The sequence below is a fragment of the Motilimonas eburnea genome, assembly GCF_021295345.1.
GTDB lineage: Bacteria > Pseudomonadota > Gammaproteobacteria > Enterobacterales > CBDFNC01 > Motilimonas > Motilimonas eburnea.
This window is the reverse complement of sequence record NZ_JAIMJB010000001.1, coordinates 239,375-265,830: the sequence shown is the minus strand read 5'-3', so window position 1 is coordinate 265,830 and position 26,456 is coordinate 239,375. Positions and strand designations below refer to the sequence as shown.

Annotated in this window: 22 protein-coding genes; 16 read left to right on the top strand and 6 right to left on the bottom strand. The window is 45.8% G+C overall.

The features are described 5' to 3' along the window. Positions 1-68: 68 nt before the first annotated feature. From narQ to yvcK, 3 genes are all read left to right on the top strand, one after another. Positions 69-1,793 (top strand): nitrate/nitrite two-component system sensor histidine kinase NarQ, encoded by a 1,725-nt coding sequence (gene narQ / locus K6Y21_RS01250; RefSeq protein WP_233069776.1) that lies wholly within the window; start codon positions 69-71, stop codon positions 1,791-1,793. Continuing rightward, complete coding sequence (gene narL / locus K6Y21_RS01245) at positions 1,780-2,418, top strand: two-component system response regulator NarL (RefSeq protein WP_233069775.1); 639 nt, start codon at positions 1,780-1,782, stop codon at positions 2,416-2,418. The genes narQ and narL overlap by 14 nt, the downstream gene beginning before the upstream one ends. Positions 2,419-2,502: 84 nt before the next feature. Then, complete coding sequence (gene yvcK / locus K6Y21_RS01240) at positions 2,503-3,399, top strand: uridine diphosphate-N-acetylglucosamine-binding protein YvcK (protein WP_233069774.1); 897 nt, start codon at positions 2,503-2,505, stop codon at positions 3,397-3,399. Between the two features lie 57 nt (positions 3,400-3,456). On the opposite strand, the gene K6Y21_RS01235 is transcribed toward yvcK, so the two are convergent. Both K6Y21_RS01235 and K6Y21_RS01230 read right to left on the bottom strand, forming a co-directional pair. Continuing rightward, on the bottom strand, positions 3,457-4,218 hold the full coding sequence (locus K6Y21_RS01235; protein WP_233069773.1) for a Nif3-like dinuclear metal center hexameric protein: 762 nt from the start codon (positions 4,216-4,218) through the stop codon (positions 3,457-3,459). 100 nt (positions 4,219-4,318) lie between these two features. Continuing rightward, positions 4,319-4,516, bottom strand: a complete 198-nt coding sequence (locus K6Y21_RS01230) for a DUF2517 family protein (RefSeq protein WP_233069772.1) — start codon at positions 4,514-4,516, stop codon at positions 4,319-4,321. A gap of 223 nt (positions 4,517-4,739) precedes the next feature. On the opposite strand from K6Y21_RS01230, the gene K6Y21_RS01225 reads away from it, so the two are divergent. The 5 genes from K6Y21_RS01225 to K6Y21_RS01205 are packed head-to-tail and all read left to right on the top strand — an operon-like array spanning position 4,740 to position 8,182. After that, complete coding sequence (locus K6Y21_RS01225) at positions 4,740-5,132, top strand: type IV pilin protein (protein WP_349629448.1); 393 nt, start codon at positions 4,740-4,742, stop codon at positions 5,130-5,132. Positions 5,133-5,145: 13 nt separating this feature from the next. Beyond that, positions 5,146-5,595, top strand: coding sequence for a GspH/FimT family pseudopilin (locus tag K6Y21_RS01220; protein ID WP_233069771.1), 450 nt, complete (start codon positions 5,146-5,148; stop codon positions 5,593-5,595). Then, positions 5,595-6,008 carry a type IV pilus modification PilV family protein gene (locus K6Y21_RS01215; protein ID WP_233069770.1) on the top strand — a complete coding sequence of 138 codons (414 nt, stop codon included), beginning with the start codon at positions 5,595-5,597 and terminating at the stop codon, positions 6,006-6,008. Before K6Y21_RS01220 ends, K6Y21_RS01215 begins: the two co-directional genes overlap by 1 nt. 8 nt (positions 6,009-6,016) lie before the next feature. Continuing rightward, a complete protein-coding gene (locus K6Y21_RS01210) occupies positions 6,017-6,562 on the top strand; it encodes a PilW family protein (protein ID WP_233069769.1) in 546 nt (181 codons plus the stop codon). Positions 6,563-6,583: 21 nt separating this feature from the next. Then, positions 6,584-8,182, top strand: a complete 1,599-nt coding sequence (locus tag K6Y21_RS01205; RefSeq protein WP_233069768.1) for a pilus assembly PilX family protein — start codon at positions 6,584-6,586, stop codon at positions 8,180-8,182. Positions 8,183-8,320: 138 nt separating this feature from the next. Here the strand turns inward: K6Y21_RS01205 and K6Y21_RS01200 are convergent, their stop codons facing one another. From K6Y21_RS01200 to K6Y21_RS01180, 4 genes are all read right to left on the bottom strand, one after another. Further along, positions 8,321-8,794: a response regulator gene (locus K6Y21_RS01200; protein ID WP_233069767.1), complete on the bottom strand. Its 474-nt coding sequence runs from the start codon at positions 8,792-8,794 to the stop codon at positions 8,321-8,323. Continuing rightward, a complete protein-coding gene (locus tag K6Y21_RS01195) occupies positions 8,781-10,154 on the bottom strand; it encodes an ATP-binding protein (protein ID WP_233069766.1) in 1,374 nt (457 codons plus the stop codon). Before K6Y21_RS01195 ends, K6Y21_RS01200 begins: the two co-directional genes overlap by 14 nt. Continuing rightward, the gene (locus tag K6Y21_RS01190; RefSeq protein ID WP_233069765.1) at positions 10,154-11,563 is read right to left on the bottom strand and encodes an SLC13 family permease; all 1,410 of its coding nucleotides are present in this window, start codon (positions 11,561-11,563) and stop codon (positions 10,154-10,156) included. The genes K6Y21_RS01195 and K6Y21_RS01190 overlap by 1 nt, the downstream gene beginning before the upstream one ends. Positions 11,564-12,043: 480 nt before the next feature. Continuing rightward, positions 12,044-12,703, bottom strand: a complete 660-nt coding sequence (locus tag K6Y21_RS01180; protein ID WP_233069764.1) for a M50 family metallopeptidase — start codon at positions 12,701-12,703, stop codon at positions 12,044-12,046. A gap of 298 nt (positions 12,704-13,001) precedes the next feature. Between K6Y21_RS01180 and K6Y21_RS01175 the strand changes: the two genes are divergently transcribed. The 8 genes from K6Y21_RS01175 to K6Y21_RS01140 all read left to right on the top strand — a co-directional run bounded on the left by K6Y21_RS01175 (position 13,002) and on the right by K6Y21_RS01140 (position 26,404). Beyond that, a complete protein-coding gene (locus tag K6Y21_RS01175) occupies positions 13,002-16,493 on the top strand; it encodes a hybrid sensor histidine kinase/response regulator (RefSeq protein WP_233069763.1) in 3,492 nt (1,163 codons plus the stop codon). Positions 16,494-17,048: 555 nt separating this feature from the next. After that, the gene (locus K6Y21_RS01170) at positions 17,049-18,605 is read left to right on the top strand and encodes an ABC transporter substrate-binding protein (RefSeq protein ID WP_233069762.1); all 1,557 of its coding nucleotides are present in this window, start codon (positions 17,049-17,051) and stop codon (positions 18,603-18,605) included. Positions 18,606-18,763: 158 nt separating this feature from the next. Next, entirely contained in the window at positions 18,764-19,741 is a 978-nt protein-coding gene (locus tag K6Y21_RS01165; RefSeq protein ID WP_233069761.1) for an ABC transporter permease, read from the top strand. A gap of 2 nt (positions 19,742-19,743) precedes the next feature. Continuing rightward, positions 19,744-20,658 carry an ABC transporter permease gene (locus tag K6Y21_RS01160; RefSeq protein ID WP_233069760.1) on the top strand — a complete coding sequence of 305 codons (915 nt, stop codon included), beginning with the start codon at positions 19,744-19,746 and terminating at the stop codon, positions 20,656-20,658. Further along, entirely contained in the window at positions 20,655-21,698 is a 1,044-nt protein-coding gene (locus K6Y21_RS01155; protein WP_233069759.1) for an ABC transporter ATP-binding protein, read from the top strand. Before K6Y21_RS01160 ends, K6Y21_RS01155 begins: the two co-directional genes overlap by 4 nt. A gap of 16 nt (positions 21,699-21,714) precedes the next feature. Next, complete coding sequence (locus K6Y21_RS01150; RefSeq protein WP_233069758.1) at positions 21,715-22,695, top strand: ABC transporter ATP-binding protein; 981 nt, start codon at positions 21,715-21,717, stop codon at positions 22,693-22,695. A 28-nt stretch (positions 22,696-22,723) separates the two neighbouring features. Next, a complete protein-coding gene (locus K6Y21_RS01145) occupies positions 22,724-24,430 on the top strand; it encodes a glycoside hydrolase family 9 protein (protein ID WP_233069757.1) in 1,707 nt (568 codons plus the stop codon). Positions 24,431-24,517: 87 nt separating this feature from the next. After that, positions 24,518-26,404 (top strand): beta-N-acetylhexosaminidase, encoded by a 1,887-nt coding sequence (locus K6Y21_RS01140; protein WP_233069756.1) that lies wholly within the window; start codon positions 24,518-24,520, stop codon positions 26,402-26,404. The last annotated feature ends 52 nt before the right edge of the window (positions 26,405-26,456 follow it).

Below are 26,456 nucleotides of genomic sequence, written 5' to 3'. Positions count from 1 at the left end.
TCCCAGTCAATCGCGCTTATTTTGGTTAAAATGAGCCGCAAAATGCCCTATTTACCTATTAAGTGATAATGAAAATCCGTCAATTTCACCAATCTGCCACCTCATCATTACGCTATGCCTTATTGCTCATTTTTACCTTATCGGTCTTGCAAGCGGGGTTAACCTTAAGCATTGAAAGTACCAACTTAAAAGATGCCAGCATGATCAATGTCGCGGGCTCATTAAGGATGCAAAGCTATCGGATCGCCTACCAACTACAACGAGCGCCAGAGCAGACCGCTCACAATATTGACAAGTTTGAAGCCTCGCTGTTTAAGGCACCACTAACCGAAGTGAAGGCGTGGTATTACCCCACCACCATACTCAATGACTATCATCAAGTCGTGTTGCAATGGCAGCGCATGCGAAGCTTGCTTGAGCAAGGCAATGAGCAAGCGTACAACCAAAACTTAGTGGCCTTTGTTTCCTTAATCGATCGTTTTGTACTGTCACTGCAAAACTACTCCGAAGCCAAAATTCGATTATTATTTCTCGCTCAAATCATCGGCCTTGGCGCTATTTTAATGATCTGTGCTTATCTAATGAATCTCATGCGCGTTAGAGTGGTTGAGCCCTTGCATCAACTTATGGCTGCCACGGAGCAAGTCAAAGCGCGCCAATTCGACAGCGACTTTGCCATTGCCAAAGACCAAGAAATAGGCGCCCTCGGCCAAGCATTTCAACATATGTCAAAAGAGCTAAAGCAGCTTTACTTGGAGATGGAAAATCAAGTCAATCAAAAGACCCAAGAGTTAGCCAAAGCCAATCAAACCGTCAGCTTTCTCTATAATATCTCTCAGCAACTGAGCGTAGCCGATTTATCTGAACGAGATTTAATCAAAGCCCTGGATCAATTGATCTATCAACAGCTACTTAGATCGGCGCGACTTGAACTGCACACTCACGCGGACACCCCACGCTTTATTTACAGTACCTCGCCATGGACAGATCAATGCGATGACATTATTCGCATCGAGGTGAGTCGCGATGCAAAACAACAGATCCATTTAGAGATCCAAAAAAATCAACATGTCGACATGGTGGTGTTAGATAGCTTTGCCTTCTTACTAGGACAAGCCATTAAGCAGCAAGATATTCGTTTACAGACCCAGCGCATGGCACTGATGGAAGAGCGCGGTGTCATTGCACGGGAACTGCATGACTCTATTGCCCAGTCTCTATCATTTTTGCGGATCCAATGTACCTTACTTAAACGCGCCATTACCCAACAAGACAGTGTAAAAGCCCAAGCCATCAGTCAAGAAATCGACCTAGGTGTTGCCAACACTTATAAGCAACTGCGAGAGTTGCTCAGTACATTTCGTCTTAAGGTGGATGAAGCCAATTTATCCAGCGCGTTAGAGGCCATGTTAACGCAATTAAAGCCCCAAACTGAGGCGGAAATCTCATTACACTATGAAATAAATGACTACCACTTAAATGCAGGTCAATACATACATATACTGCAAATCGTCAGAGAATCTGTGCTCAATGCCATCAAACACGCGAACGCAACACACATTGATGTGAAATGCCATTATCATGACCACACGCGGATCCAAGTCGAGATCCGTGATGATGGCATTGGCATGCCAGATGACACCAGTAAACTCAACCACTACGGGTTAAATATCATGAAAGAACGGGCCGCCAAACTGCAGGGACAGCTCGATATCATGCGCTTAGCTGAGCAAACCTGTATTTGTTTACATTTCCCAATCATTCAACAAGAGGCTCAAGATGGAGCAAAATAACATCACTGTCATGGTGGTCGATGATCACCCGTTAATGCGCAAAGGCATTGTGCAGCTACTCAACCTTGAGCCCGAATTTGATGTGGTGGCTGAAGCGAGCAATGGCACCCAAGCCCTGGCCTTTGCACAACAACATCAACCCGAATTGATTTTATTAGATTTAAACATGAAGGGCATGTCAGGCTTAGATACCCTAAAAGCACTGCGCGATGAAGGCGTTGATGCCAGCATCATTATTTTAACCGTTTCTGACGCCAAACAAGATGTCATTAATTTAGTGAATCAGGGGGCCGATGGTTACCTGCTCAAAGACACAGAGCCCGAAGATCTACTCAATCAATTACAACTTGCTGCCTCTGGTACTCAGGTGTTTAGTGAGGGGATCATCGAATATCTCAATTGTTTAGAGGAAGATAATGATTTTCAAGCTAAACTCAATTTGTTGACCAAACGTGAGCTGCAAATTTTACAACACATTGCTAAGGGCCAAAGTAATAAGGAAGTGGCGGACAAGTTACACATTTCCGAAGGCACGGTGAAAGTTCATGTGAAAAGCTTACTCAAAAAGTGCGAAGCTAAATCCCGTGTTGAAGCCGCGGTGATGTATCTAGAGCTTCAAAGATAACTCAGCATCAAACAGCATATTTTATTTACACCACCCAGTTTGATGAGTTAATTTAGCCGTAATTTAACAATAAAACGGTTTAATATGCCAAATAATGCGTTAGCTAATTTTAATAATGTCGTCGCTATCGGCGGTGGACACGGCCTAGGACGCTTACTGTCGGCTTTGGCTCACCTTGGGCCAAACTTGACGGGAATAGTGACCACCACAGATAACGGCGGCTCGACTGGGCGTATCAGACAGAGTGAAAATTGTATCGCATGGGGTGATTTACGTAACTGCATCAACCAGTTGGTACCTGAGCCTAGCATAGGCAGCATGCTGTTTGAATATCGCTTCCCGGGCAAGGGGGAATTTGCGGGCCATAACTTGGGTAATTTAATGTTGCTTGCCTTAGATCAACTCTCCATCCGGCCACTTGATGCAATCAAGCTTATCTCTAATATGCTCAAGGTCACCAGCCAAATTTTGCCGATGACGGAACAACCCGCTGATTTAATGGCTATCTGCAATGAAGGCAAAAATTATCATGGCGAAGTGTTGGTTGATCAAATGCAAAGCTTTCCGTTCCAATTAGCGATCAGCCCTGATGTGCCTGCCACGCCAGAAGCCATCAAAGCAATCGAGCAAGCCGAGTTAATCTTATTAGGGCCAGGTTCATTTCTTACCAGTATTATGCCGCCGTTGCTGTTGCCCGAGCTGCAAGCCGCCCTTAGGCAAAGTCAAGCTAAGGTCATATTTATTGCCAACCTGGTGCCTGAGCTAAGCCCAGCAGATCAATACACATTGCAACAGCAATTAGGCTGGTGTGAACAACAGATGGACATGCAGTTTATTGATTATGTGATCTTGCCTTATGGCGCTGCGCCTTTAGCCGACTATCAGGTGTTTTATGCCGATCTGGCCGAGACAGAACTGGTGCACCGCCACGACCGAGATAAGTTAAGAGTGGCCATAGAAAAGCTCGTCAGCCTGATGTAACCAAGGACTGCGGCTAAAATGGCAAGTTAACCGCTAAAGCCGCCTATTCCCTTCCTGTTATACCGGGTTGTCGATTTCTACGTACTCAACATCTAAGGCGTATTGCTGAGCTAGCCATTCGCCCAGGGCTTGTACTCCATAACGCTCAGTGGCGTGGTGACCAGCACTAAAGTAGTGGATATTCATTTCTCGGGCCGTGTAAACGGTGCGTTCAGATATCTCACCACTGATAAACGCGTCGACACCTTGACTGGCGGCTAAGTCGATATAGCTTTGTCCACCTCCAGTACAGATAGCAACCGAGCGGATCGTCTCTTTATTGCCATCAATCCAAAGGGGGTCTCGTTGCAGAGCTTGTTGTAAACGCTGAGTTAATTGCTGGGGCGAAATAGGCTCATCGAACTTACCCACTTGCGCCACACTCATGGGATCCCAAGGCTCAAGGCCGCGACGTAAGGTGACGCCAAGTAATTTGGCCAGTTGCGCATTATTGCCCAGCTCAGGGTGCACATCTAAAGGGAGATGGTAGGCAAACAAATTGATGTCGTGTTGTAATAATGCTGCGATACGAGCGCGTTTCATCCCCTTCAAGGGCTCAGGCTCACCTTTCCAAAAGTAACCGTGATGAACCAAAATGGCATCGGCTTGCTTGGCAATCGCTATGTCTATCAGCTCTTGACACGCCGTCACCCCAGTAATCACTTTTTGGATCTGTGGCTTACCTTCTATCTGTAAGCCATTGGGACAATAATCTTTGATTTTGTGTGCTGATAATAATTGGTTCAGCGCACCTTCCAACTTTGTAGCAGAAACCGCCAAGGGAGCTCCTTAATTCCATGTTTGGTTAGAGCACTTATTATAACGGTAAACACACCAAGCTAAGCAAGCCAACGGCCAAAAATGAACGTCTTGAGCAGCCCTAATATAACGGGCCAACTTCCTCACTACGCTGGATCCAAACGGGCTTATTACTGGTTTTTATCCACATGCGATACAGCACACTGGTGTACTTGGCAGGTTGTTTAATAAAAGGCAGACAAGGCAATAAGGCAAGATAACCTAAAATCACCAAGGCTCTGCGACCCATAATCTTGACTAAACCGTATGCTTGATACATCTCGAACGACCTCAACATTAAAATGGAATGGACACATTGTACAAAAAGCAAACTCATCCGACCAGTTTAAAGATCAACAAACTCGCCTTTTATTGATCTAGAGCCGCCCACTGACTTTTTTGATCAAAAGTATTAGAAAAGTATGAAACCTATTTCACACTCTTGAACAATAAATAATGATCTTACTCAGTAACCTCCTATACTTGAAATAAGCAACTTTTTTGTGAAAAACCAGACAATCTATATGAAAAATAATGGCTTCACTTTAATCGAAGTACTCATCGTCGTCGCTATCATTGGGATATTGACCGCGATAGCTTTGCCTAGCTATCGCGCCCATGTCATGACATCAAATCGCGTGGATGCCCAAATGGCGCTCACCGAAATGGCACAAATATTTGAGCGCAGCTATGCCCGCCAAGGCGTCTACCCAAGTGCCGTGCCATCAATTTCAGTGCCAAGTAGCTACACTTTTTCTTTAACAACAAGCTCAGATCCGGACTTATTCACTTTAACAGCCACACCTGACACAGCACAAAGCAGTGACGAGTGTGGCACCTTAACGATTAATCAAGCCGGTGTGCTTGGTGCAGACAAAACACACTGCTGGCAGTAATGGGGGGATGAAGATGAAAACAAGCGCTGCCTTTTCTTACGGATTCAACTTGATTGAACTGATGATCACCATCGCCATCGCGATGATTTTAATGTTTGTCGCCGTCCCTGGTTATCAAGTTATCATGAGTAAAGAGCGCTTTACCAACGCCACCAATAACCTCTACAACGCCTATCGCTATGCGCGCAGTGAAGCCATTAAATCCGCCGCGCCAATGCGCCTCGTGCCCATCGACAGCAGCTGGGCAAAAGGTTGGCAGGTGTTGGATGTGAACAACATAGTATTACAACAAGCCGGCGCGCCTCATTCCAGTGTCACAGTGACGGGTAATGAAATTAAAATATTGGGAACGGGGGCGTTGACGACATCAGCCAGCTTTAAAATTACCGACACCACCAATACTCGCTACCTTTGTGTGCTATCAAGCGGCCAAAGTCAGCTCCAAGAAGGAGCTTGCAGCTAATGAAGCAATATCAATTACGGCAAAATCAACAAGGATTTAGTTTATTTGAAGTGATGATAGCCACCATCGTCGCCGTGATTGCGCTACTTGGCATTGCTTTATTAGAGATAAAAATGCTTCAGGCAGCCCAATCAAGTTTTTATTACACCATTTCCACTATCCGCGCCCACAATTTGGTCGATAGTATTTGGTTGGATTTATGCGCTGCCAAAACCACCCCCGCTAAATACACCAGTATCGTTAACACTTGGCAGACCGCCCTGCCCTCCGACTACAGCGTCACCGCAGGTAAACCCGGCGTCAGTTTCGCATTAAGTACAGAAATTGAACTCACTTGGACAGATAGCAAGATAGACGAAGCAGACAATAACAAGCTGACGCTAATTGCTAACTTCCCCGACGTGTGCGATTAGGTGATGAGATGATAACAAACAGCCAATCCCAACGCGGATTCACCCTCATTGAACTACTCATCGCCATGTTATTGGGGCTAGTGCTAATACTTGCCTGTACCAGTGTGTATAGCTCATTAAAAAGTACATTAAGTACCACGCGCTCATTATCTGAAGCCCAAGAGTCACTGCGCGGCGCATTTAACTTAATCACCCGCAGTGTCAGGCAAAGTGACAACATCAGCGTGAGTACATTAAATGGCTTTGGCGAGTTATTAGTCAGTTACAACAATATATCTGCAGGTGATCAAGTGGTCAGCTGCTTAGGTAACACCCGCATCAATGGCACCAGTGACCGCTTTTACAGTAACGGAGCTGGGCTATTTTGTGATGATGGCATAGGTAATCAACTGATTGCCCTCAACGTAGAAAACTTTACACTGCAAGCTATTGGGACTGAAGGAGTGAATGTCTCAATTAAGGTAACCGGCATGCCTGCATCGTTAGGCACTGATGGAATTACGTTTACTGTAGCACTGCGGCAAAAAATTCTCGCGAGGATCACCGCCCCGTGAGCAAGTTAGCTGGAGTCAATCATGAACAGATACAATCAACAGCAGGGATATGTCTTGGTCACGGTATTAATCGTCACCATAGTGGCCACCTTAGTTGCCTTAGGCGGTATTGCCGAAAACCGCTTACAAGAACAGATAGGTGGTAATCAACAAAAAGAAGTCAATGCCCGCATGCTCGCAGAAAAAGGCATTTTTAACAGCTTCTCCTACATTAAAGAACAAAATGAACTGGATAGCAGCTTAGCCACCATTGCCAATGGCATTCCCGGCAGAAGTATTGCAGGTGAATTTAGCCTGGAGTCGGTCAGCTTAAATGGCACGCTGCTGAGCTTTGTCAGTAAAGGCACCTACCAAGGCGCAGTGGCTTATCTTAACGCGAAGGTCAACGTAGACGACAAGCAATCCATCTTTGAGGATGGCGTGGTGGGCTGCGACGGTATCGACTTATCAGGCAGTGGTAAAATCGACAGCTATAACTCGAAAAACGGCCAATACGGCGAGAACAATAATGCCCACAATGCCAGTGTGATGACCATCAACAGCAATGCGGATATTGCGCTAAACGGGGATGCCCCTATCTACGGCAATATCAATGTCAACGGTGATTTTAGCAGTACTGGCTCATCGGAATTAATTGGTAATGTGAATGCGGTGGGCAATATTAATGTCAGTGGTGGCGGTAATAACCGCCTCACTGGTGACTTTAGCGCCGGTGGGAATTTGACTGTGTCTGGGTTAGAAATCGGTGGCAATGGCACCATTGGTGGCAATATCGATTATCATTCAGATACAAAGATCAACGGCAGCCTAACCTATGGGGGGGATGATCTGGCGGGCGGCGATCAAAGCGCCTTAGCCCAATCGGTACTAAAAGACCCTAACCTCTGGTTACCCGACTTTAGCGCCCCGCCATGTGATCCCATGAACATCGCGACTCAGATGGCTGGTTTTTCTAAATTCAACAGTAACGGCACCATGGACACCAACCATTGGGAAACCGCCGACCGCGCATACGAGTTTACGCCAGATAATGCCGAAATGTACGACCGCAAAGCTGACAACTTCATTGTTGATAAAGCCGCGCAATCTTTAGACATACTAGGCGAATCAACCAAGGTGCATGTGTTTGATAACTTAGCGGTAAAAAATGGCAAAATTAACATCAGTGGAGGCGATGTGGTGCTGGTCATCAAGGGCGATCTCACCACCAGCGGCGGTGGTCCTAGAATCGATATCGCCGCGGGCAGCTCCTTAACCATCTTTGTCGAAGGCAAGGTCAACATAGGCTCTTCGGGCCAAGTGGTCGCCAAAGGCAGCATTACCAATACAGGTAAGCCTCCCGTGTCCATTTATTCTTCCTATGCCAGTGCCCGTGACAACGACGTAGGCATTACCCTTGCTGGCGATACCGATATGTATGCCTCGGTGTATGCGCCTAAATCTCATGTTAACGTCACCGGCTCCGGGGATATCCTAGGCGCGCTACGGGGTAAAACCGTCGCCATCAGTGGCGCCGGCGGCATGCACTATGATGAGGCCCTAGCGGATTTACAAGTAAAAACAAACGTAAAATATACCGCCTTTGCATCATTACATTACTACTACCCCACTTACGAATAAGCATTTTTAAGCTCGACCATGGCGGATCAATTAACCTTGATATCACCATGGTCGTCGGCCTTGTCTTACGCTTAACTAAAGCGATAGCTAAATCTGTTGCAAAAGGGTTTGGTATCGCAGTCGTTGCTTACCCCTGTATTATTGGATCAACTTATACAAGGTAGGCGCATCCAATACGCTCAAATAATCTTGATAATCTAAGCCTTGCTCAACCACAAATTCCGTCAATAACTGTTTACTGATTTGCAGCAGCTCAGCACCATCCCACGCCTTTTCTAAGTAATGGTCGATATGGGCTTGGTTGACGGCCTTAATGGTATCGGCATGGGTCGCAAGGCCCGTTAATAATATTTTTCTAATGCTGCGAAATCTGGGCTCATTAGCCAAGTCCGTTAATAACTGGACGCCGGTTTTGACCGGCATAACATGATCGGAAATGATCAATGCCACTCGTTCACCATTGGCATCAAGCTCGTCCAACAGCTCTTCACATTCCCCTGCCGACTCGCATTCTTCGATATTAAAATAGCTTGCCAGCGGGGCTAAATCACGCACCACGGCCGATAACACTTCGCGCTGATCATCAACGCAAATAATGTTAATTGTTGTCATTGTTTCCCCCTATAGGCAAGGCAACCGTAAAACAAGTCTGACCGGGTTCACTCGTCACACTTAAGTTACCTTGATAACTCGAAATAATTCTTTGGCAGATAGATAACCCCAACCCTAATCCAAACGACAAGCCGCCTTTTTTTGTCGTCATATCGGGCTGAAAAATATGGCGGATAAGATGAGGGGCAATCCCCGGTCCATTATCCGTTACCTCGACATAGATGCAGTCGTGTTTATGATAAGATTTGATCCGTAACATCGGCTCAGGATTAGGCTGGCTTAACAAGGCTTCATAGGCATTTTTTATCAAGCTGACCCACACTTGCACCCATTCACTGTGGCTGGCCGTGATCAAGGGTAATTCCCCCGCTTGCACGCGAATTTGAATCGCACGGCTATGGCTGCTCATTAAATCTAACGCATGATTGATGGTTTCATTCATGTCTAAACCAAATTTGCGCTCGGTATCACTGACCCCCAATAAACGCACCGATTTGATGATGCCAGTCGCATGGTTAACCGCATATTTTAACTCTCGAAAATCGCGCCCCAGTTGCCAAAAGTCGGCGTATTCATCAAGACGTTGTAGAAACCCCTTGCCTAATGCCAGTACGTCGTCTTCATGATTAAAAATGCGCGCCAATGCCTTACCTTGATCGCGGCCAACACCTAGCTTTTTCTCAAACAACTTGCCCCGCTCACGTAAGGTTTTACTGTCTGGTGGGCGTTTCGAGTCTAATCCGGCACGAAAATAGTGATGTTGGGATGCAAAGTGTTGAGCAAAATGGGCATCCATAAAACGCTCAAAATAGGCACTTTTGGCAGAGATAGCCCCGAGCGCATTATTCAGCTCGTGAGATAACCCCGCCGCGAGCTGACCTATGGTCGACATCTTTTCGGCTTGCATGACTCGCTGCTGGGCCAACGTATGCTCAATTTGTGCATCTATAGCTAAGATCTGGCGCTGGGATAACTCGTTAACTATCACAGGCATGAATTGCTGCTCTAAGGTGCCAAAGGTCTCTTGCTGTTTCGCTTTAACATGTTTATCAAGGTACGCCAGCTGGCAATCAGACGTGGCCACCACCCGAAATCTCGCTTGGTATGAGCCCGAAAAGAAACTATGAACGCCGGTAAAAGATAAGGGCGTAAATTGGTTTAATTCGATAAACTCACTGTGTTCATCCACACGGTAATACGCCGTTAAACGCCCCTTTAATAACAAATACAAACGTTCATTGGCTTGGCCCTGCTCTAACAGCAGCTCACCAGACTTTAGGGTCAATTGACGGGTCGGCGCTAAAAAGTATCGCTGTTGTAACTGTTCAATCGCCGCACTGATATCGCCATTATGTTGCATTAGATAAACCCAATCAGCTGGAGCACATAGACCATGGCAAAGGTCATCAACAAGCCGATGATACCGATACTCACGCCCACCTTAGCCATTTGCTGAGTATTTATGTGCCCAGAGGCATGAGCAAGGGCATTAGGCGGAGTACTGATGGGCAGTGACATGCCTAACGAAGCGGCAAAGGTCACACATAAAATCAAGGCGACTTGGCCACCATAAGGTAATAAGGAATGCATCGACATCCCCAGCGCGGCAACAATCGGCATCAACAAGTTAGCCGTGGCGGTATGAGACATGAAATTGGCCATCAACAAGCACAACAGCGAAGCCCCAGCGATAATCACCAAGGGCGAAAACTCACCAAATGGGATAGCGGCAACGGCATTGGCCGCCAGACCGGTTTTTTCTAAACCAAGTCCGAGGGCAATACCGCCGGACACCAGCCATAACACATCCCAAGAAATCTTTTTTAAGTCCTCTTTGGTAATAATTTTAGTGACGGAAAAAATCGCCACTGGGATCAAGGCCACCACATAGGCATTCATACCGTGAATACCGCCCATCAACCAAAGTAAAATGGTCAGGGTAAAGGTCACATAGACAATGATGGCTTGAGGCGTTTTTAAAAATCGTCCTTTAATTTCTAGGTTAATTTTGTCGGTTTCCGCTGGAAACAAATAGCTTAATAACAACCAAGAAATAAACAGCAGTATGATCACAAAGGGCACGCCAAAAGCCATCCATTCACCAAAGGTGATCAAGTTATCCCCGACTAAATACTTAAGTGCAATGGCGTTGGGCGGCGTACCTATGGGTGTGCCTATGCCACCCACGTTCGCGGCCACAGGAATGGCCAAGGCAAAACCCACTTTGCCTAGATCGTCTTTTGCAAACACGGCCAATACCGGCGTTAAAATGGCCAGCATCATGGCGGTCGTAGCGGTATTGCTCATAAACATAGAGAAGGTGGCCGTGATCACCATTAACCCTAACATGACAAATTTAGGCTGTTGGCCGAAAGGCTTGAGTAACACCCTAGCCAGATTGACATCTAAACGATACTTAGTCGCCGCCATCGCAAGAAAAAACCCGCCTAAAAACAGCATGATGATGGGTGACGAAAAGGTAGCCATAATGTCTTTATAGCTCAATAAGGTGCCTAAATCGGGGCTGGGAATTTTTGTAAACCACAGTCCTTTATCAGAAACCAATAGCAGCTCTAACACGATGATCAATACCGAAGTGGCATAAATGGGAATAGGCTCAAGTACCCAACATAAGGCGGCAAGAACAAATAAGGCGATGATTCTTTGTTCGGCGATGGTGAGCTGATCAATGGGAAACCAGGACAAAGGCATCAATAAGATGATTAAAGGAGCCAAGATAGGTAACAAATATTTACTGTAAGTTTTCATATATCCTTATCCCTGCTTGGGCCTGTTGACCTTTCGCGGTTAATTTTTGTTCGAGTGGGAGACACCCTGTCTAAAAGCGTTTTGAGCAAGGCGAGCAGTGTGTAGCTTAGCATTCTAAGTAAATACTGCTCAACGACGCACAAAACGCTTTTAGCCGAATCCGAAGGACAGCGTTTGTTGGTCATTTCTACTGCGTTAGCGCCTTTTCACATAGATGACTATGCTACAAAGATGCTGCCCACAACGATTGTTTTGTATAAATACCCAACAAATCGCTGCAAAAACAAGCTCAAAAGGTCAACAGGCCCTAGAGGTTGAGCATGTCATCGAGTGATAAGCGACTACTGTGGCAGGATAAAGAAAAATTTCTGTGAAATAGCGCAGAGTCCCCAACAACCGTGTTTGGTTTAGATCAATGAATAACCAGATCGGCGGCCATTGGGGCGCTAGGAATATGGTATTACCCTGTCGGCTCAGCCATTACGCCCCTTTAGATTGGGTGGAAATTCCTTGGGGCGGTTTGCTCAACGCCCACACCAAAACCACAAGACTACACAAAGTCCACAATCCGCCCCAAAACCAAGTAAAACCAAAAAACTCTTGAGCCAGCATGGCCGCATCTGACATCAAATTGGCATGGATGATGGTATCTTGGAAGACATCGTAAGGCACATAACACAAGCTGGCTAAACCGATCAGTTGCAATACACTCGCTTGCCAAAATCGTGAGAAGTAACAGCGGCACAAAGCAAAACCAAGAGCACTGATGAGACTAAACAGTAAGGTAAACCAAGAGCCAAAGAAAAACAGGCCAACGAAAAGCAATACCGCAACCATTAGCCATAACAGGTTATTAATGTGGCTGTAACGGTATAACAAGGCCCCACATAAAATAGAGCCAAGATAGCCCGCCGACAAAATGAGAAAACGACTGCCGCCTTGAGAAATAACATGGCCGGATTGATCAGGCGCAACCACAAAGCTCACCACCGAGCCTCCTGTTAACCACGTCATTAGCGCGTGGCTAAATTCGTGGAAATACACCACTAATACTTTTAGCGGCAACACCCAAATTGTGTGCCATGCTAAATACAAAATCATCACTAACAGGCAGGTTAGGATTAAACGATAGTGATACATGCTAAACCTCGAAACAATTTTATAATTTTGTGACAGTATGCCCTGTTGTTCTGATTGAAAACTAGCCCTTTTTTCTGAGAGACTAATACCTACTGCCTGTTTTTTGTCAGTTAACGCACCAAGAAATGATTAACATTCTTGTCAGTTAGCGAGAACAAGATCCTGCTAACTGTATTTTTCACAGCAGGCAGAAAGTAAGCAAGGCTAAACTGCTCATCAGGTTAACAACCCATGATGGCCAAGGATCAGGGCATCATTTATCGAGAGTGCTCGATACATCGGAGAATGAAAACACCTCATGGTTGAAAAAAGAAAACTCACCGGATTGCGCTCTAAACTCATGCTGGCATTTTTAATGTTCAGCATTGTGCCCTTTTCAACTATTTCTATTCTGTTTTTATATTCCTATTCCAAAGATTTAACCCAGCAAACCACCAGCCACCTTATTTCTGTTCGCGAAATCAAAAAAAGCCAAGTCAGTGACTACTTTAGAGAACTAAAACAACAAGCGAGCTTATTTTCACAATCGGATTTTGCAAAAGCCTCCATCGGTCGTTTTTATGGTTTTAGTGCTGCATTTGAGCGCCTTGGTGTGAGCATTGAGAGTGCGCGGCTTAACGCCCAGCAATTATTTGAGCCCGGCAGTTGGGATCAATACCGTGAAGGGATTACTTTTGATGGCGACGATAAATTTAAATCCGTTGATCAAGGCGACGGCTTATATAAACGGGTCCACCTGAGATATCACAAAGAATACGCCAAACTGGTACGCGAGTCAGATTTTTCCGATATTTTGCTGGTGGATGAAAATGGCAATGTGGTCTATTCGGTCACCAAGCAAGCCAGTTGGGGCACCAACCTGATTACAGGTCAATATAAATCATCGGCATTAGCAGAGTCATTTCAAAAGCTTAAGATCCAAATGGATCAGGTTAAGAATCCCTCTGAGCTTTTTCACTTTACCGACTTTTCACTCAACCCCCTCACCAATGAAGTCGTGGCTTATCTTAGCTTACCCATCATGCAACATTCCTATGTGCGTGGTGTGATTATTTTTGAAGTCGCCAACGCAGGCCTTAACACCTTAATGAGCGACCGCGAAGGATTAGGAGAAACGGGCGAAACCTTTGTTGTAGGTCAAGATCACCAGCTGCGCTCCTCGCTAGGGCTAACGCCAGACTATTCCGTCATTAATAGTTTTACTCAGCGCCAATATGCGATGAACTCAGAGCCCGTCAACCAAGCTTTAGCCGGTGAAAATGGCGCCGGACGCTTTGATAGCTATCGTAATGAAGAGGTATTGGCCGCTTATACTGAGATCGATGTATTTGGTCAATCTTGGGCATTAATTTCAGAGATATCGGTCGATGAAGCCTTTGCCCTCACCCGGCAACTTGAAAAGCTAGTGCTCTCTTTTGCGTTCTTTTCGGTGTTGCTGTTTATTATGTTCTCGCGCTGGTTATCCAATACCATTACCGCGCCGTTACTTAATTTAACTTGGTCGGCAGAGTTGGTGGCAGCGGGCGACCTAGAAAAACCCATTCGCGGCGCTAACCCCGAAGGCGACGAAATTTGCCGCTTAGCCCACAGCTTTGCCCATATGCAGTATTCCGTCAGAGAAAAATTACAATTAATCAATCAGCAAAAGCAAGAGTTAGAAAGCCAGGTTGAATTAATTCAACAACAAAATGAAGAGCTGCAACAGGCGGATAAGCTCAAAGATGAGTTTTTAGCCAATACCTCCCATGAATTAAGAACACCTATCCATGGCATTGTCGGCATGGCCGAATCCATGATCGCAGGGAGTGCAGGCGAACTCAGCGAAGCACAGCGCCAACAGCTGTCGATGATCATTCGCAGCAGTGAAGGATTAGCGCGTTTGGTCAATGATTTATTGGATTATCACAAAATGCGTTATGGCCAATTGCCTATCAAGCTGCAAGCCATCGACCTTAAATCCATTATTAATTTGGTGTTTGAGCTTTGCCACCATCTGACAGGCAACAAGCCACTGCGCTTAATTAACCACTGCCCCGATGACTTACCCGTGGTCTACGCTGATGAGCTCAGGCTCGAGCAAGTGTTATATAACCTGATAGGTAATGCCATCAAATACACACCCGAAGGTAAGGTGGTACTCGAAGTAGAAACCTTTGATGACTACTTGCGCATTACCATTACCGATACGGGCATCGGTATGACGGAAGAGCAGCTCAAACATATTTTTGAGCCTCTGGTGCAAATCCGTAATAACAGAAATCATGCCAAATCAGGCTACGGACTGGGTTTATCCGTCAGCAAACAATTGGTTAACTTAATGCATGGTGAGCTGAGTGTGACCAGTAAACCGGATCTTGGCTCTGTCTTTAGCTTCACCTTACCAGTACATGAAAATCAACAGGAAACGCCGTTAAAAGCGGTGGCGAGTCCGCAAAGCCATTTAGTACTTGATGAAGCCCTTGATCTTAAGCCCATCGCCACGAAACCTAAACCCATTACCCCCATTGCTGAAGATGCCCATACCATTTTAGTGGTGGATGACGAAGTCATTAACCTGCAAATCATGCAAAATCTATTAACCTTGCAGGGTTATCACGTTTATTGTTGCCAAGATGGCCAAGAAGCCTTAGCCGTGCTAGAAGTTGAAAAGCCTGACTTGATGTTGGTGGACATTATGATGCCAACCATGACTGGTTTTGAGCTCTGCCAGAAGGTACGTGAACGCTTTGATCGTCTCACCCTGCCCGTGATCTTTTTAACGGCATTAAATCAGCCTAAAGATCTACTTGAAGGGTTTGAAGCCGGGGCCAATGACTACCTCGTCAAACCCTTTTGTAAAGATGAGCTTTACGCACGTATTAACGCGCACATTCAAGCCAAACTGGCCAATGACCATCGCATTGAAAATAAATTACTGAAACAAGAGATCTCCCAGCATATCAACACCCAGCGAGGCCTACATCATACTCAAACCAAGCTGTTAACCATGTTGGAAGAAGCTGACGAAGCCATTTTGAGTATCACCGCCCAAGGCACCATCGACTTTGCCAGCAGCGGCGCTGCGATGTTATTTGATATTGAGCAAGATTTATTGGCGAACACGCATATCGATCAATTACTTGTTACGCCATTCAAAGCTCAACTGGAAGCCAACCATAATCACAAAAGTGAAGTACAAGTATTTGAACTGGCATGTAAAGGTACCAGCGGGCCATTTAGTGAAATGGTGACAATTTCACCTACCAGTAATGGGGTTTCGCGAGGCTGGAGTATTATTTTTCACTGCATGCCACAAGCAGATGGCGTGCGCCAACCGCGTCACAGCAGTGAGAAAGTCGCTGCATTAACCAGTGCTATCAATTCGTTATCCAAATACGTACTAACCACAGATCAGCATTTGATTAACGAGTTACGTGCGTTAGGGCCTGACTTTGCCAAGCTTGCCGACAAACTAAGCAGTGATAACGATGGCGACCGACTACGCAATCAAATTGTCGACACCATGAAAACAGCACTTGAACTTTGGCAAGAGTCCACAGGTAAAACCAAGATAGAGCTAGCGGAAAAAAGCAAGCTTTGGCGAGTCTATTTAGATCGAAGTTCACTGCAAACCCGAACTCTGGATAAATATTTACAAATAGACACGCTGCCAAAATCCCCTCGTTGGCGCACCGTATTAAGCACCGCTGAATACGTTTTATCACACTGTAAATTAACGCCTGAGCAAAAAGAGACCCTAGAGCAAGCCAAAGCCGCCCTAAGATCACAAGTCAACAAATCAGAAAATTAAACTCTCTATCCTGATCATACCCTTACGGGGTGATCAGGATCACAAGTCTCAAACTTGTCAATAATCTCTCTTTAATATCGATTCTCATTTTGAACGTGACCTAACTCACAAACCCTTAGATTGTGATCAAAAACGATTCAATTTTGGTCGCTTTATTTGCATCAAGAAAAAAGCTAAGTGATTGTTTTAAAACAACTAAATATAGTTAACGGCGAGATTAACGTGAGTTGCTTCACGCTTAACGAAATCGACGACAAAAACATTTGCGTGTTGGCGCTGAAATTGGTGTTATATAGCCCGTTGGTGACAAACATTAATCGAGTCATTTGTCGATAAGACAAAGGAACTCAAAATACCAGCGGTTGGACAAGCGGAGGTCCAAAAGGATCAAAGTTTGTTCGCTTCTCATATACAAGGAATGGAAAAGGAATTGTTATGCTTGCTAAGTTAACGAAAATTTCTACCGCAGTAGCAATGGGTGCTACTATGATGGCAGGTGCTATCTCAGCTCCAGCTATGGCTGCTGAAAAAGCAACGCTTACTCTTGTTTCAGAAATGAAACCTGCTTGGGTTCGTAACTTCAACCCACTTACTGTTACTTCACGTCTAGCTACAACAAACCAATTCATTTACGAGCCACTACTTATCGTAAACGAAATCAAAGGTGGTGAAGTTGTTTACCGTCTAGCTAACAAACATTACTTCTCTGAAGACCTAAAAACTGTTTTCTTCGAACTGAAGAAAGACGTTAAATGGTCTGACGGCGAATCTTTCAACGCTGATGACGTAGTTTACTCTCTAGGTCTAGCTGCTGAAGGCGGTGCTTTCGACGTAGCTGGTATCGGTTCTAAAATCTCTGGCGTTAAAAAAGTTGACGACTTCAAAGTAGCTGTAGAGCTAGCTGAAGTTAACACTGGCGTTGTTTCTGAAATCGTTCGCGCACCTATCGTTGCTGAGCACGTATTCTCTAAGCAAGCTGACCTAGCTACTTTTGCTAACGAAAACCCAGTAGGTACTGGTCCTTTCACTCAAGTAGATACGTTCACTCCACAACTATACGTTCAGTGTCGTAACCCTAACTACTACGAAGCTGACAAGCTAGCTGTTGACTGTATCAAGATGCCACAGCTTGCTAACAACGACCAGCTACTTGCTGCTGCTATCAAAGGCGACCTAGACTGGACTTCTGCGTTCATTCCAGATATCGACCGTGTACTTGTTAGCCAAAACAAACACTACCACTACTGGTTCCCAGCGGCTGGTTCTGCATCTTTCATGGTTAACTTCAAGACTCCAAACGAGAACAACGCTAAAGCGTTCAACGACGTAAACTTCCGTCGTGCATTCTCTATGGCCCTTGACCGTCAAGCTATCGTAGACATCGCTGGTTACGGCTACTGGTCTGTAAACGAATACCCAGATGCACTAGGTGACCAATTTAAAGCTTGGGCTAACCCAGATGTAGCTGCTAAGTACGGTAAGTACAGCAAATTCAACATCGAAGGCGCTAAGAAACTTCTTAAAGAAGCTGGCTACAAAGACGTTGACGGTGACGGTTTCGTAGAAAACAAAGACGGCTCTAAGATCGAATTCAAGATCCTAGTACCAAACGGTTGGTCTGACTTCGTAAACACAGTACAAATCGGTGTTGAAGGCCTACAAGAAGTGGGCATTAACGCAAGCGTTTCTACTCCTGAGTTCTCTATCCTAAACGAGAAAGTTATGTCTGCGGACTTCGATGCTCAGTTCACTAACTACTTCGCAGGTCCAGATCCATACATGTACTACAACACGGCTTTCCATTCAGAGCAAATGGACAAAGCGCGTTTCGGTGGTCACCACAACGTAGACAAAGAGCTTGACGCCCTAATCGACGGTTTCAACAAAACTGGCGACCAAGACGAGAAGCTGAAGATTGTTTACCAAATCCAAGAGAAGATTGGTTCTAACCAAACGACTATGGCTGCGATGAGCACGAACTACAACTACCAGTACAACACTAAGCGTTTCACTGGTTGGTTCAACGAAAGCAACCCACAAGCACGTCCAGTAGTATGGCCTGATACGCCAGAGCGTCTACTTCACGTACTAAATCTTAAGCCAGTTAAATAATTAACTGACTAAGAAACCAAGCCTCTCCCCCGGGAGGGGCTTTACTTTAACGTAAACCTTCTTATTCGACCCTTTTACACTCGCGTATCCCCTTTTGGATACACATCTGGAAACAGCTAGAGTGACCCGAATAGAAGCAATAAAATAGGTGTAGAGATATGGGATTTATATTAAGACGTCTCGTCTTTTACTTTGGTGCCTTTTTGGTAGCCGTAGTAATTAACTTCTTCTTACCGCGCATGATGCCCGGTGATCCAGTTGATGCGATGCTTGCCCAAGGTGCAAGATTTACCGCTGAGCAAATTGCAAACTTACGTTTGACCTTCGGTGTCGATCAACCTCTTTATCAACAGTTTTTTACTTACCTAGGTGATGTATTCACATTAGAGCTAGGTAACTCAACCTTCTTCAGTAACATGCCCGTTGCAGAAGTACTGGGTAACGCATTTTGGTGGACTCTGTTCCTAACAGGTACAGCAACTGTACTTGCGTTTATCTTCGGTGCGACACTGGGTATTGTTGCCGCTTGGTACCGTGGTGGTAAGTTCGACAGCTTCGCGTCGCCCCTATCTCTGGTACTACAAGCCACACCTCAGTTGGTGTTTGGTATCGTTGTACTGTTCTCCCTTGGTGTAACTTGGGACTTAATCCCAATCAGCTACGCGTACGACCCTGAGCTAACGCCTACCTTTAGCTGGGAATTCATCAAAAACGTACTTCACCATTCCATTGGTCCAATCTTCTGTATCTTTATCGTACAGCTAGGTGGTTTCTTGGTACCAATGCGTAACAACATGATTAACTTACTTAACGAAGACTACATCACCATGGGTAAGGCAAAAGGCCTATCAAATACTCGCGTGATGTTAAACTACGGTGCGCGAAATGCCATCCTACCAAGTGTAACCGCCCTTTCTATGGCGCTAGGTTTCGTTGTAGGTGGTGCGCTAGTTGTTGAGGTTATCTTCAACTACCAAGGTCTTGGCTCAGTACTTTATAACGCCATTATCAACCGTGACTACCAGCTAATCCAAGGCCAGTTACTTATCATGACCGTGTTCATGCTAGCGTTTAACTTCTTAGCCGACGTGCTGTATGTATTCTTAGATCCTCGTCTTCGTAAAGGTGGTAAGTAATTATGGACTTTATCAAATTATTAACGCGTAATAACAAGGCCCTTGCCGGTCTATGTATTGTGTTTTTCTTTATCGTTATTTCGGTTTTTGCGCCTTTTATCACGCAATATGATCCAGGCAAACGTGTGACTAAATCTCACGTAGAGCCAAGCTCTGAGCACGTATTAGGTTCAACGCGTATGGGGCGTGACGTATTTGCACAAACCCTATACGGCGGTCGCGTGTCACTGGCTGTTGGTTTCGGTGCCGGTATCATCGTTGTCGCCATGGCGGTAGCGATTGGTATCACAGCGGGTTACTTTGGCGGTGTTATCGATGAAACCTTAAGCTCATTAATGAACATCATGCTGGTTATCCCACAACTGCCACTCTTGATGGTACTGGCGGCCTTTATCGGGGAGGTGTCTCCGATGGTCATTGCCATGATAATCGGTCTCACCTCCTGGGCTTGGGGCGCACGTGTTGTTCGTTCACAAACCCTAGCCGTACGTGAGAAAGAGTTCGTGGTAGCAGCACAAGTATTAGGTGAACCATCTTGGCGCATCATCCTAATTGAAATCCTACCTAACTTGATTTCAATTATCGGTGCAAGCTTCATCGGTTCTGTTATCTACGCCATCATGACTCAAGCAACGCTAGAGTTCCTAGGCCTAGGTGACCCAACCTCAGTAACTTGGGGTACTCAGTTATTTAACATGCAAAAAACCTCAGCTATTCACATCGGTGCATACTGGGAAGTGTTCTCTCCAATTGTTGTAATCGCTTGTGTGGGTGCAGGTCTTGCCCTACTTAACTTCGCGGTTGATGAAATTGCTAACCCACAACTACGTTCACACGTTGGTCTAAAACGTTGGAAGCAAATCACTGCGCAAAAAGAAGCAGAAGCACTACAGCAACAAGAAGGAGCAGCATCATGAGTGTAAATCAAGCTAACGCATCAGTTCATGATAAGTCAGAAGTTCAATTATCTGTGCGCAACCTTTGTGTTGACTACATTACAGCTAACGGTGATGTGCGCGCAGTAAACAATGTATCTTTCGATATCGGCCGCGGTGAAGTATTCGGTTTAGCAGGTGAGTCAGGTTGTGGTAAATCAACCGTTGCTTTCTCTGTATGTCGTCTGCATAAGCCACCTGCGTTTATCTCTGGCGGTGAGATCATCTTTAATGGTCGCGATATTCTGAAATTCGATGATGAGCAACTACGTCAATACCGTTGGAAAGAATCGGCCATGGTATTCCAAAGTGCGATGAACAGCTTAAACCCTGTTTTAACTCTGGAAGAGCAATTCTGTGACGTACTACTTGCGCACACTAACATGACGCGTCAAGAGTGTATTAAGCGTGCAGGTCAGCTACTTGAAGTGGTTGATATTCACCCTAGCCGTCTAAGCGACTACCCACACCAATTCTCGGGTGGTATGCGTCAGCGTCTCGTTATTGCAATCGCTCTGGCCCTTAACGCAAAACTCATCATCATGGATGAGCCGACTACAGCTCTTGACGTAGTGGTTCAGCGTGAAATTTTGCAAAAGATTTACCAGTTAAAAGAAGAGTTTGGCTTCTCTATTCTGTTCATCACCCACGATATCAGCTTAATGGTCGAGTTCTGTGACCGCATCGGTATCATGTACGCGGGTGAGCTTGCAGAAGTGGCGCCAGCGAAGAACATTTTAACTAAACCAAACCATCCATACACCGAAGGTTTGGGTAATGCGTTCCCTCCTCTACACGGTGAGAAGAAACGTCTAGTGGGTATTCCAGGTACACCTTTGAACCTGTTTGAAGTACCAGTAGGCTGTCGTTTCCAAGCTCGTTGTCCTTATGTTAAGGACGTCTGCCGTAAAGAGTACTGTACACTAACTGAGATTGCGCCAGGTGAATTCTCTGCGTGTCATCTACACAAAGATGGCGTAGTGGATATCAAATCATTAGAGCAGCAACCGGTTCAGGGCTAGCATTGAGAGAAGCATTATGAGCAATAATAATCCAATAATCGAAGTAAAAAATCTGGTTAAAGATTTCCCAATCAATGCTAACGCGTTGAAAAAGAGCCACATGCGCGCGTTGAACGATGTATCGTTCAACCTATACAAAGGCCGCGCACTCGCCATCGTAGGTGAATCAGGCTCAGGTAAATCAACCAGTGCAAAAATCATCGCAAAAATGTACAGCCGCACCGCAGGTACGGTTAAGTATCACGGCCGTGATATCGATGAGTTCAATCAAAAACAATCTTTGATGGAATACCGTGAAAGCGTGCAAATGATTTTCCAAGACCCATTTGGCTCTTTGAACCCAACGCACACAATTTTCCATCACCTAGCGCGCCCGCTGCTACTGCACAAAAAAGTAAGCAGCAAGGCTGAGCTACCTGAGCGTATTTACGCCCTACTTGAGCGCGTAGGTCTAACGCCTGCAAAAGAAACCGCTGAGAAGTTCCCGCACCAATTATCTGGTGGTCAACGTCAGCGTGTTAACATTGCACGTAACCTAGCGGTTGAAGCTGAAATCATCCTTGCCGATGAACCGACTTCAATGCTTGACGTGTCTATCCGTCTAGGTGTTTTAAACCTAATGGAAGACATGAAAAACGACGGCATCTCTATGATGTACATCACTCACGATATCGCCACTGCGCGTTACTTAGCAGAAGATATCGGCGTAATGTACGTAGGACACCTAGTTGAATGGGGTGAAGTAGATGAAGTACTACAAAAACCTGCACACCCTTACACGCAGCTATTGATGTCTGCAGTACCGGATCCAGAGAAGAGTATCCACGACAACCTTGAAGGTGGTCGTAAGGGTGAAATTCCACTTTGGACCCCTGAAAGTGTAGGTTGTCCGTTCTCTGGCCGCTGTCTACAAGCCATGGATAAGTGTAATCAAGCGCTACCTGAGCCAAAAGAGATTGCACCTAACCACTTCGTTCGTTGTTTCTTGCACGAGTAAGTAGAACAAAATAATTAAGGATCCTGCCATGCAACTATTGACTAACCATATTGGTTATCAAGTAGGCGCAAATAAAGTGGCAGTCATCAAAGCAAAAGCCGGACTTGTGATGAGCCCGGCTTCTTTGATTTCATGCCAGGATAAAAGCGTAACTTTTAGTGCCGAAGTTGAGCCACAAGGCCAAGTTGACCAGTGGAGCGACTGGTATTTCTATAAGATAGACTTCAGTGAATTTGATCAACAAGGTGAGTTCGTCCTCGAGGTTGAGTGCGAAGGACAGCGCTATACCTCACACCGTTTTACTATCGCGCCCGAACTGTTACTAAACCGTACCCTGTCTGATAACTTGTTCTACTTCAAGGGCCAACGCTGCTCTGGTAAGTTTGATAAAGCCGATCAAAACATGCCGTTTTGGGAAGATGAAAGCCGTACCAAAGACGTGCGCGGCGGCTGGTTTGATGCCAGCGGCGACATGAGTAAATACCTTAGTCACTTATCTTTCTCTAACTACCTAAATCCACAGCAAATCCCTATGGTGGCGTGGAATTTAGTACGTTGTTATCGTGAGCTAAGCAGCAGCGATGACATCATTAAGGTCAACTTAAATAAACGTATTTTAGACGAAGCCCTACACGGTGCTGACTTCTTAGTCCGCGTACTCGATGAAGAAGGTTATTTCTATATGACCATTTTCGATCAGTGGAGCAAGGACGTAAACAAGCGCCATATTTGTGCTTATGAAACCCAAAAAGGCATCAAGACACAGCAGTGGCAAGCCGCATTTCGTCAAGGCGGAGGCGTGAGCATTGCCGCCCTAGCCGCTGCATCTGGGCTACCTGCCGAGGGTGAATTTAGCCCTGAGCAATATTTAGCTTGTGCAGAAAAAGCCTACGCGCACCTTTGCGCGCATAACATTAGTTATTGTGATAACGGCAAAGAAAACATCATCGACGAATACTGTGCACTACTTGCAGCGGTTGAGCTGTATAAAGCAACCAACAACAGCGAATACCTGGCTGAGGCTCAGCGCTGGTCAGCACGTCTGCAACAGCGTCAAGTTAGCGATGAGCAAGTCGAAAACTTCTGGGTGGTAGAGCAAGATAGTGATCGCCCTTATTTCCATGCCGCAGAAGCTGGCCTACCCGTGATCAGCTTGTTGGAGTACAGCCAAATTGAGCCCGATAGCCAATTACGTGAGCAAGCCCTTGCCAGCGTTAAAAAGGCCGTGGAGTTTGAGCTGGCTATTACTGCCGAAGTGACCAACCCGTTTGGGTATGCGCGTCAATACATCAAAGCCGTGGATCAAGCTAAACCACGCACCTCATTCTTTGTGGCACAAAACAATGAGTCTGGTTATTGGTGGCAAGGTGAAAACGCACGCTTAGGCTCACTGGCCGCCGCCACTAAAATGGCTGCACAGGTGTTTGCCGGTGACGAACAATTAGCATCGTCATTGCGCAGCTTTGCCCAGCAGCAACTTAACTGGGTGTTAGGCTTAAATCCATTTGATGCTTGTATGCTTTATGGTCACGGTCACAACAATCCTGAGTATGTCGATGGCTATCCAAGTGCACCTGGCGGCATTTGTAATGGTGTCACCGCAGGTTTTGACAATGAACGAGACATCGCATTAGTGCCTGAAGCACAAAAGGATGACTTTTTCCAAAACTGGCGTTGGGGTGAGCAATGGATCCCACACGCCGCTTGGTATATGCTAGCAATCACACTTAAGTAATCGTTAATTTCGCTTGGCTTATTGCCAAGTGAATCAACCCAGCGTGCATTAACGCCTTGTGCACGCTGACTATTTTTGGGGCTTATCTTGGCTATCGTACTTGAAATAACCGAACTTCGTAACGGTCAGAATAATTACAACGCTGACTTTACCTTAACTAATCTCAGCCAAGCGTCGATTTGTGATTGGACGCTTAACCTATTTCTTGTTGGACTATTAGAGCCAACAAAGTGTCGTCATGTTGAGCTAGTGCGCCAAGATGGTAGCTTTATCGAATTAAAACCCGCAACCTCGACGCAGCTATCACCAGGCGACACCTTTAATTTTACCCTGCAAGTCGATAAGTTAGCGCTTAATAAAATCACAGATTTACCATCTGGTATCTACCTGACAGAGCAAGCGACGCAGCAACTGCACCAGGTTGAATTTGCACCCTTTATCTTACCGCATGTTGAAGTCAGCAAGCGCGATCCCCTCAATCAGGCAGCGCCGCAGGCTTACCCGGTTATCCCTTTGCCTAACAAAGTAAGCTTAACGGCGGGAACCATCCCCAATCGACCGAATGTGTGGGTATCCGGCGCCGAGCAGCTAGTGCAAGAGTTGGAAGTGTTTAGCACTCAGCTACAACACCACAGCTTACAACCAGACAATGCCATTGAAGTGGTGTGTGAACAGCAAGGGCAAATACCCGCACAAGGCTACGAAATCCAGTTTGATCGCAAGATCACCATTTACGCCAGTGACAGACTCGGCTTTAGTCATGGCTTGACTAGCCTAGCCCAATGCCTCAATGCCAATCAGGATCTTCCTTGTGGCCAAATAGTGGATCAACCTCGATTCAATTATCGCGGCTTTATGCTCGACTGTGTTCGCCACTTTAGAAGCGTCGACAAAATCAAACAAGTGATCGATTTACTCAGTTACTACAAAATCAACACCCTACATTGGCATTTTACCGACGATGAGGCGTGGCGAATTGAGATAAAAGCGTTTCCAGCCTTAACGGAAAAAGCCGCTTTTCGTGGCCATGGACAAGCCATTGAATCGCAATTTGGCAGTGGCTCAGAGCCCTACGGTGGGTTTTATACCCAAGAGCAGGCCAAAGAAATCGTCGCCTATGCCGCCAAACGCCATATTCAAGTGATCCCTGAAATTGATATTCCGGGCCACTCACGCGCGGCCATTAAAGCGCTCCCTGAGTTATTGCTTGATCCAGCCGATCAATCACAATACTGCTCGGTGCAATTTTATAATGACAATGTGCTCAACCCGGCTTTACCTGGAACATACCAATTTCTGGACGCGGTAATTGATGAGCTTGCAGAGATCTTCCCAGCCCCCTACTTCCATGTGGGTGCGGATGAGGTTCCCGAAGGTGTTTGGGAAGGCTCACAGCATTGCCAACAAATGCTTAAAGATAATGGCTATCAAGACTTACGTGAGCTGCAAGGGCATCTACTAAGGTATGCTCAAGACAGATTACGTCAAAAAGGCAAAACCTTAATGGGCTGGGAAGAAGCCATCCATGGCGACAAGCTAGAAAAAGACGCCATCATCTTTGCTTGGCGTGGGGTGGAAAGTAGCATTGCTGCGGCAAACGATGGCTATCATGTGATTGCAACGCCAGCTCAGTACACCTATCTCGACATGGCTTACGATCGCTCTGAAGTGGAGCCTGGCACCACGTGGGCGGCTGATATAGAGTTAGATAAGGCTTATCATTACGAACCACTCAATCAGGATTTAACCCTCGAAGGGAAAGCGCGCCTTATGGGGGTACAATATGCACTATGGAGTGAGTTTGTCAGAACCGACAGTCAATTTGATTATATGGTATTCCCACGATTACTCGCCGGCGCTGAAGTTGCTTGGACCCAATCAGAGCAAAAGCAATGGCAAGATTTTCAAGCTCGCCTGAGCCTTCACTTTGATTACCTAGACCACTGCGGTATCAAGTATCGCCATTATAAATAGGTCAACTCATTGCTCTTAAAATGACGTTATCCATCCATAGCCCACCTTAGTT